Origin of the sequence: Mesorhizobium sp. M0207 (assembly GCF_040321995.1) — a bacterium.
In the GTDB taxonomy this organism is placed as follows: domain Bacteria; phylum Pseudomonadota; class Alphaproteobacteria; order Rhizobiales; family Rhizobiaceae; genus Mesorhizobium.
In genome coordinates this window covers 48,451-54,450 of sequence record NZ_JAMYSQ010000035.1, presented here as the reverse complement: position 1 = coordinate 54,450, position 6,000 = coordinate 48,451, and the positions used below count along the sequence as shown (strand labels likewise).

Below are 6,000 nucleotides of genomic sequence, written 5' to 3'. Positions count from 1 at the left end.
CCGATCCCGCTCATCTCGACACGTCCCCACCTCTACACGTCGACAGCGTTAGAGGAGAACCCGAGTAGGGCAGTAGGGCAGTAGGGCAGTAGGGCAGTAGGTGTCTATTCAGCCGACAGCTTGCGGATCAGAAGCCGCAAGAGCTTTCCTACGCTCTCGCTATGGGGCATCAATGACTCGACCGCCTCGCGAGAGGTAATTCCAACCCTTTGCGCGATTAAAAGGTGTGTCTCCAGTTCCTTGAGTGATCCCTGGGCGATCCTGAGAAACTGCTGGTAGGAAGCTCGGCTTTCTCGGCCGTAACCCTCGGCGATGTTGGCGGGCACCGACGTTGCTGCCCGACGCACCTGACCCGTCAGCCCGTAGATCTCGTCTTTCGGCCAAGTCCTTGTCACCTGGTAGACTGCAACTGTTAGGTCCATGGCTTGCTGCCAAACGATCAGATCCCTGTACGATGCGATCTTGTCCGTCATCCTTGCCCTACTGCCCTACTGCCATATTGCCCTACTCCCCTACTCCCCTACTCCCCTACTCCCCTACTCCCCTACTCCCCTACTCCCCTACTCCCCTACTACACATTCAGCAGCAAATACTCCCTCTCCCACGGGCTGATCACTTCCATGAAGGTTTCGAATTCCGCTCGCTTGATCGCCGCATAGGTGGCGGCAAATGACTTGCCGAGCAGCGCGCCGAGTTCTTCGTCTGCCTCGAACAGGTCGACGGCTTCGAGCAGGCTGCGCGGCAGGTCGATCTGGTCCTCGTTGGCGGTCGTCAGAACCGGCGGCTCGGCCTTGATCTTGTTGGTCATGCCGATCAGTCCGCAGGCAAGCGATGCCGCCAGCGCCAGATAGGGGTTGGCATCGGAGGAGGGAATGCGGTTTTCGACGCGCCGCGCAGCCGGGTCGGAGCGGGGCACGCGGAAGGCGGTGGTGCGGTTGTCGTAGCCCCATTTGTTGTTGACCGGCGCCGAGGCCGACTGCGTCAGCCGCCGGTAGGAATTGACGTAGGGCGCAAACATCACCAGCGCGTTCGGCACATGTTTCTGCATGCCGCCGATGAAATGGAAGAAGGCCTCGGTCTCCGAGCCGTCCTCCGCCGAAAAGACGTTCTTGCCGGTCTTCTTGTCGATGATCGACTGATGGATATGCATGGCCGAACCGGGCTGCCCTTGGATCGGCTTGGCCATAAACGTGGCGTAGATCTCGTGCTTGAGCGCCGCCTCGCGGATGGTTCGCTTGAACATGAACACCTGGTCGGCGAGCTCGATCGGATCGCCGTGACGCAGATTGATTTCGAGCTGACCGGCGCCCTCCTCGTGGATCAGCGTGTCGATCTCCAGGCCCTGGCTTTCGGAGAAATGGTAGATGTCGTCGATCAATTCGTCGAATTCGTTAACCCCGGCGATCGAATAGCCGGCGCCGCCGCCGATCGGCCGCCCCGATCGACCTACCGGCGGGGTCAGCGGATAGTCCGGATCGGGGTTCTTGCGCACCAGGTAGAACTCGATCTCGGGTGCCACGACCGGCCTCAGTCCACGCTTGTCATAGGCGGCAAGCACGCGCTTCAGCACGTTGCGCGGCGTGAACTCGACCGAGCGGCCGTCCTGGTGGACGAGGTCGCAGATAACCGCCGCGGTAGGGTCCTCCTCCCACGGCACCACCGTCAGCGTCGAGAGGTCAGGCATCAGCTTGAGGTCGCCGTCGTCCTCCGGATAGTGGAAGCCGTTGCCGTCCTCCGGATAGCCGCCGGAAATCGTCGTCATGAACACCGCCGAAGGCAGCGCCAGCGAGGTGTTGGAGGTGAACTTCTTCGATGGCATCATCTTGCCGCGCGCAACCCCGGCCTGGTCGGGTGTGATGCATTCGATATCTTCGATGCCGCGCCATTCCAGCCAGGCGCTGACTTCCTTCCAGTTCTTGACGCCACGTTGGTTTTTCACGAAGGCAGGCGTGCGGGCGCGTCCTCCGCGGCTCGACGGACGGACTTCCTTTTTTGCAGGCGGCATCAATCACCAGATTTGTTGCAGATTGTGGAGTATAGCCGTTGCCGGCGACGAAAGGGAAGGGGAGCCGGCTGGCGTCCGCCTCGACTAGCCGGGGAAACACAACGACTTCCGGATAAAAACATCCTGGTCTAGGGTCGGCGTCCCGCAACGCCGCAATTGAAGACGTCGAATGCAACACAGCCGCAAACTGACAACGATCGGCTTCGATGCCGACGACACGCTGTGGCAGAACGAACAGTTCTTCCGCATGACCGAGCAGCGCCTCTCCGCGCTGCTCGCCGACCACGCCGAGGAGGATCGGATTTCGGCAAGATTGCTGGAGGCCGAGAAGCGCAACCTCGCGGTCTACGGCTTCGGCATCAAGGGATTTACGCTGTCGATGATCGAGACGGCGATCGAGGTCACCGAAGGCCAGGTGCCTGCCTCAACCATTGCTGAAATTCTCGCCGCGGGCCGCGAGATGCTCAGCCATCCGATCGAGCCGCTTCCGCATGCGCGCGAGACCGTGGAAAAGCTGGGCGGCGCTTACCGCCTGGTGCTGATCACCAAGGGCGACCTGTTCGACCAGGAACGCAAGCTGGCGCAATCCGGCCTGGGCGAGCTGTTCCATGCGGTCGAAATCGTCAGCGACAAGAGCGCGGCCACCTATAGCCGCATCTTCAGCCGCCACGGCGACGGCCCGGAAAAGGGCATGATGGTCGGCAACTCGCTCAAATCGGACGTCGTGCCGGCCATCGAAGCCGGCAGTTGGGGCATCCACGTTCCGCATGAGCTGACCTGGGTGCTGGAACATGTCGAGCCGCCGGTCTCGGCACCACGCTTTCGCCAGATAGCCAATCTCGGTGAATTGCCGGGCTTGATCGAGCGTATCGGCGAGATTGATTGATCAGGTCTGCAGTCGAGGCATAGCGGTCGGCGTCAATTGCGGCTAATCGCGATCAGCCGGTCGATCACCGGCTGCAGCCGTTCGGTGGTGATCGGCTTGACGACCACTGCATCGACGACGCTGGACAAGCCCAGGCTCTCCGGAGTGCCGGTCTTGACTGAAAGCAGGATCACCGACGGAAGCGATCTGCCTGACGCCCTTCGCAGTGCATCGATACCCGACAGCAAGGCGTCGCAGTCCCCGTTCTCCGCACCGCCGTCGAGAACGACAGTCCCGGGAATCAGCGTGTGCAAGGCCTTTGCCGCGGTTTCGGGAGTTTCCGAGATCGGTTTGAGGCCGGACCGCTCCACGATCTTTGAAACCACGACGCGGTTGATCGGTGATTTTCCGACCACCAGCACCCGAGAAAAATCCGGGAGCATCCGCGTCTCCATGTTCCGGCTAACGAAAGGCAGCTGTTTTGCAGTCTCGATATCGCGATTCGCTGGGCACATGGCGGGGCAGGCCGTTGTTCAATGTTTCAATGCAGGGTTGAAACTCGAGAGGTAATTGGCGTGAGATCACTGCTCATGTCAAGCTCAAATGGCATATCAGGAGAATATCGCAAGAAACATTAAAATTAAAATTAAGTGCTTTTCTTTGCCGCCGCCCGAAGGAGAAGTTGCCACCACAACCGGGCAGGCTTCAGCGAAGTTTGGCTTTGCGGCGCGTACGCACCAACTCGCAGCCATAGCCGGGTTGAAAGGTTGGATGAAGGCGAGGCAGGTCTGTCGCGAGCTTGTCGTATCGCCTCGCCGGACTACCCTTCCTCGTTGGCTAGGCACGTCTCTTTGATCGGCGGGAGATGACAATGGAACTCGTGACTCACAAGAAATTCAAAAACGGCCGGTTGATGCCATGGGGAAAGGGTACGGTCGTTACCGGCGCAAAGGGATTTGTCTACCTTTCCGGAAACACCGCGACCGCCGAGGACTACGATCCGATCGGCAAAAGCGGCGGCGGCGCCGTCGGCGATGCGGCCGCGCAGTGGCGCGCAATTCTCACCAACATCAAATTAGATCTGGAAGAGCTTGGCACTGGGCTCGAGCATCTCATCCGGCTGACCTTCTTTGTTAAGGGGCCATTTCCCGATGGCGGCGTGCTGAGCTCCCCCAATTTTCGCCTGGACGTCTTGGACGAATTCTTTGCCGTGCACTGCCCGAAGCACTGCAGCTACAACAACCCGCCGCCGTCGGAAGTTATTGGCGTTGCAGCGCTTGCGCAGCCTGATCTTGTCATTGAAATCGTTGCACTAGCAGCTCTGCCGGACTAGGCAGAGCCGCGGCGTGCGAGGTGCAATAGCATGCGTTCAAAAAGGCGCGGTGCGATAGAGTTTATCAGTCGTGGCTCCGCTGCGTGACGATGACCGGGATCAGCAGATCGCCCCAGTTGCCGTCGCCGCCATGGTGCCGTGCCGAGCGCACCAGTTCGACCGAGACGCCGGCCTCGACCGCCTTCATCACCGACTGATTGAGCCTGTGCAGATCGTTCGCCAGCATTCGGATGGTCGCCTGCTGGTCGACATTCATGCTGGTGGCCTGCTCTTCGGCCCGTTCCTTGACGCGGCTTATCGATGCCATTGGTCTTCTCCCTGTGTTGCCATGTCTGTTGTATTGCCATGCCCGTTTGAGCGTTCCCTCGGTCTGTCTGCTATTCCGCTATTCCGCCGCCGGCCTGAATTGGGCGTGCTCGGTCGATCCATGCATGGCCGTGGTCGAAGACTGGCCACCGGTGATCGCCATCGAGACGGCGTCGAAATAGCCGGTGCCGACCTCGCGTTGGTGCTTGGTGGCGGTGTAGCCATTGGCTTCCGCGGCGAATTCCGCCTCCTGCAGTTCCGAATAGGCGGCCATCTGCCGCTCCTTGTAGCCGCGGGCGAGCTCGAACATGCCGAAATTGAGCTGGTGGAAACCGGCCAGCGTAATGAACTGGAACTTGTAACCCATGGCGCCGAGTTCCTTCTGGAACCTCGCAATCGTCGCGTCGTCGAGATTCTTCTTCCAGTTGAAAGACGGCGAGCAATTATAGGCAAGCAGCTTGCCTGGATGATGCTTGCGCACACCCTCGGCAAACGTCCTGGCCTGCGCCAGATCGGGCTTGGAGGTCTCGCACCAGATCAGGTCCGCATAGGGCGCATAGGCGATGGCGCGGGCGATGCAGGGCTCGATGCCGTTGCTGACATGGTAGAAGCCCTCCGCCGTGCGGCCGGCGCCATAATCGACGAAGGGCCGGTCGCGTTCGTCGATGTCGGAGGTCAAGAGCTTTGCCGCTTCAGCGTCGGTGCGCGCCACGACCAGCGTCGGCGTTCCCATGACGTCGGCGGCAAGCCGCGCGGCGTTGAGGTTGCGGATGTGTGCGGCGGTCGGGATCAGTACCTTGCCGCCGAGATGGCCGCATTTCTTCTCCGAAGCCAGCTGGTCCTCGTAATGGACACCGGCCGCACCCGCCTCGATGAATGCCTTCATGATCTCGAAGGCGTTGAGCGGCCCGCCGAAGCCGGCTTCGGCATCGGCGACGATCGGCGCGAACCAGGTGTCGACCGACAGCCCCTTGCCTTCCGAAGTCTCGATCTGGTCGGCGCGCTGTAAGGTTCGGTTGATGCGCTTGACCAGCTCGGGCGCCGCATTGGCGGGATAGAGCGACTGGTCCGGGTACATGGCGGAAGCGGTGTTGGCATCGGCGGCGACCTGCCATCCCGACAGATAGATCGCTTTCAGCCCCGCCCGCACCTGCTGCATCGCCTGGTTGCCCGACATGGCACCCAGCGCGTTGACGAAATCTTCTTCATGGATGAGCTGCCACAGCCGGTTTGCCCCCATTTCGGCGAGGCTCTGCCGGATCTGCACCGAGCCGCGCAGCCGCTTCACCTCCTCCGGCGAATAGGGCCGTTCGATGCCATCAAAGCGGCCTTGCGGCGCCGACGGGACAAGGTTGTAAAAGTCGGTCATTGGTCACTCCAGGCGGTTTTGATGCCGGTTTTCGGAAGGCGTCGCAGAGGAAAAATGCGTGCGCCATGTGTGACATCATTTACATGCCGGCACGACGCAAGCGAGGTAAACCTCCAGGTTAG

At 60.8% G+C, this 6,000-nt stretch carries 7 protein-coding genes; 2 read left to right on the top strand and 5 right to left on the bottom strand.

Going from position 1 to position 6,000, the window contains the following annotated elements; all coding sequences use genetic code 11:
• Positions 1 to 104 precede the first annotated feature (104 nt).
• Positions 105 to 473, bottom strand: a complete 369-nt coding sequence (locus NKJ15_RS29970; protein WP_352773934.1) for a four helix bundle protein — start codon at positions 471 to 473, stop codon at positions 105 to 107.
• Between the two features lie 98 nt (positions 474 to 571).
• Positions 572 to 2,005 (bottom strand): glutamine synthetase family protein, encoded by a 1,434-nt coding sequence (locus NKJ15_RS29965; protein WP_352457076.1) that lies wholly within the window; start codon positions 2,003 to 2,005, stop codon positions 572 to 574.
• A gap of 169 nt (positions 2,006 to 2,174) precedes the next feature.
• Here NKJ15_RS29965 and NKJ15_RS29960 point away from each other — a divergent pair, with 169 nt between their 5' ends.
• Complete coding sequence (locus NKJ15_RS29960; protein ID WP_352773936.1) at positions 2,175 to 2,891, top strand: HAD family hydrolase; 717 nt, start codon at positions 2,175 to 2,177, stop codon at positions 2,889 to 2,891.
• 32 nt (positions 2,892 to 2,923) lie between these two features.
• Here NKJ15_RS29960 and NKJ15_RS29955 read toward each other — a convergent pair whose 3' ends face one another.
• The gene (locus NKJ15_RS29955) at positions 2,924 to 3,313 is read right to left on the bottom strand and encodes an ANTAR domain-containing protein (RefSeq protein WP_352819358.1); all 390 of its coding nucleotides are present in this window, start codon (positions 3,311 to 3,313) and stop codon (positions 2,924 to 2,926) included.
• 428 nt (positions 3,314 to 3,741) lie between these two features.
• On the opposite strand from NKJ15_RS29955, the gene NKJ15_RS29950 reads away from it, so the two are divergent.
• Positions 3,742 to 4,203: a RidA family protein gene (locus NKJ15_RS29950; RefSeq protein WP_352773940.1), complete on the top strand. Its 462-nt coding sequence runs from the start codon at positions 3,742 to 3,744 to the stop codon at positions 4,201 to 4,203.
• A 64-nt stretch (positions 4,204 to 4,267) separates the two neighbouring features.
• On the opposite strand, the gene NKJ15_RS29945 is transcribed toward NKJ15_RS29950, so the two are convergent.
• Together NKJ15_RS29945 and aceA are read right to left on the bottom strand one after the other, a co-directional pair.
• On the bottom strand, positions 4,268 to 4,510 hold the full coding sequence (locus NKJ15_RS29945) for an SMc00767 family acetate metabolism repressor (RefSeq protein WP_023719402.1): 243 nt from the start codon (positions 4,508 to 4,510) through the stop codon (positions 4,268 to 4,270).
• 78 nt (positions 4,511 to 4,588) lie between these two features.
• Positions 4,589 to 5,878 (bottom strand): isocitrate lyase, encoded by a 1,290-nt coding sequence (aceA, locus tag NKJ15_RS29940; protein WP_352773942.1) that lies wholly within the window; start codon positions 5,876 to 5,878, stop codon positions 4,589 to 4,591.
• Positions 5,879 to 6,000 lie beyond the last annotated feature (122 nt).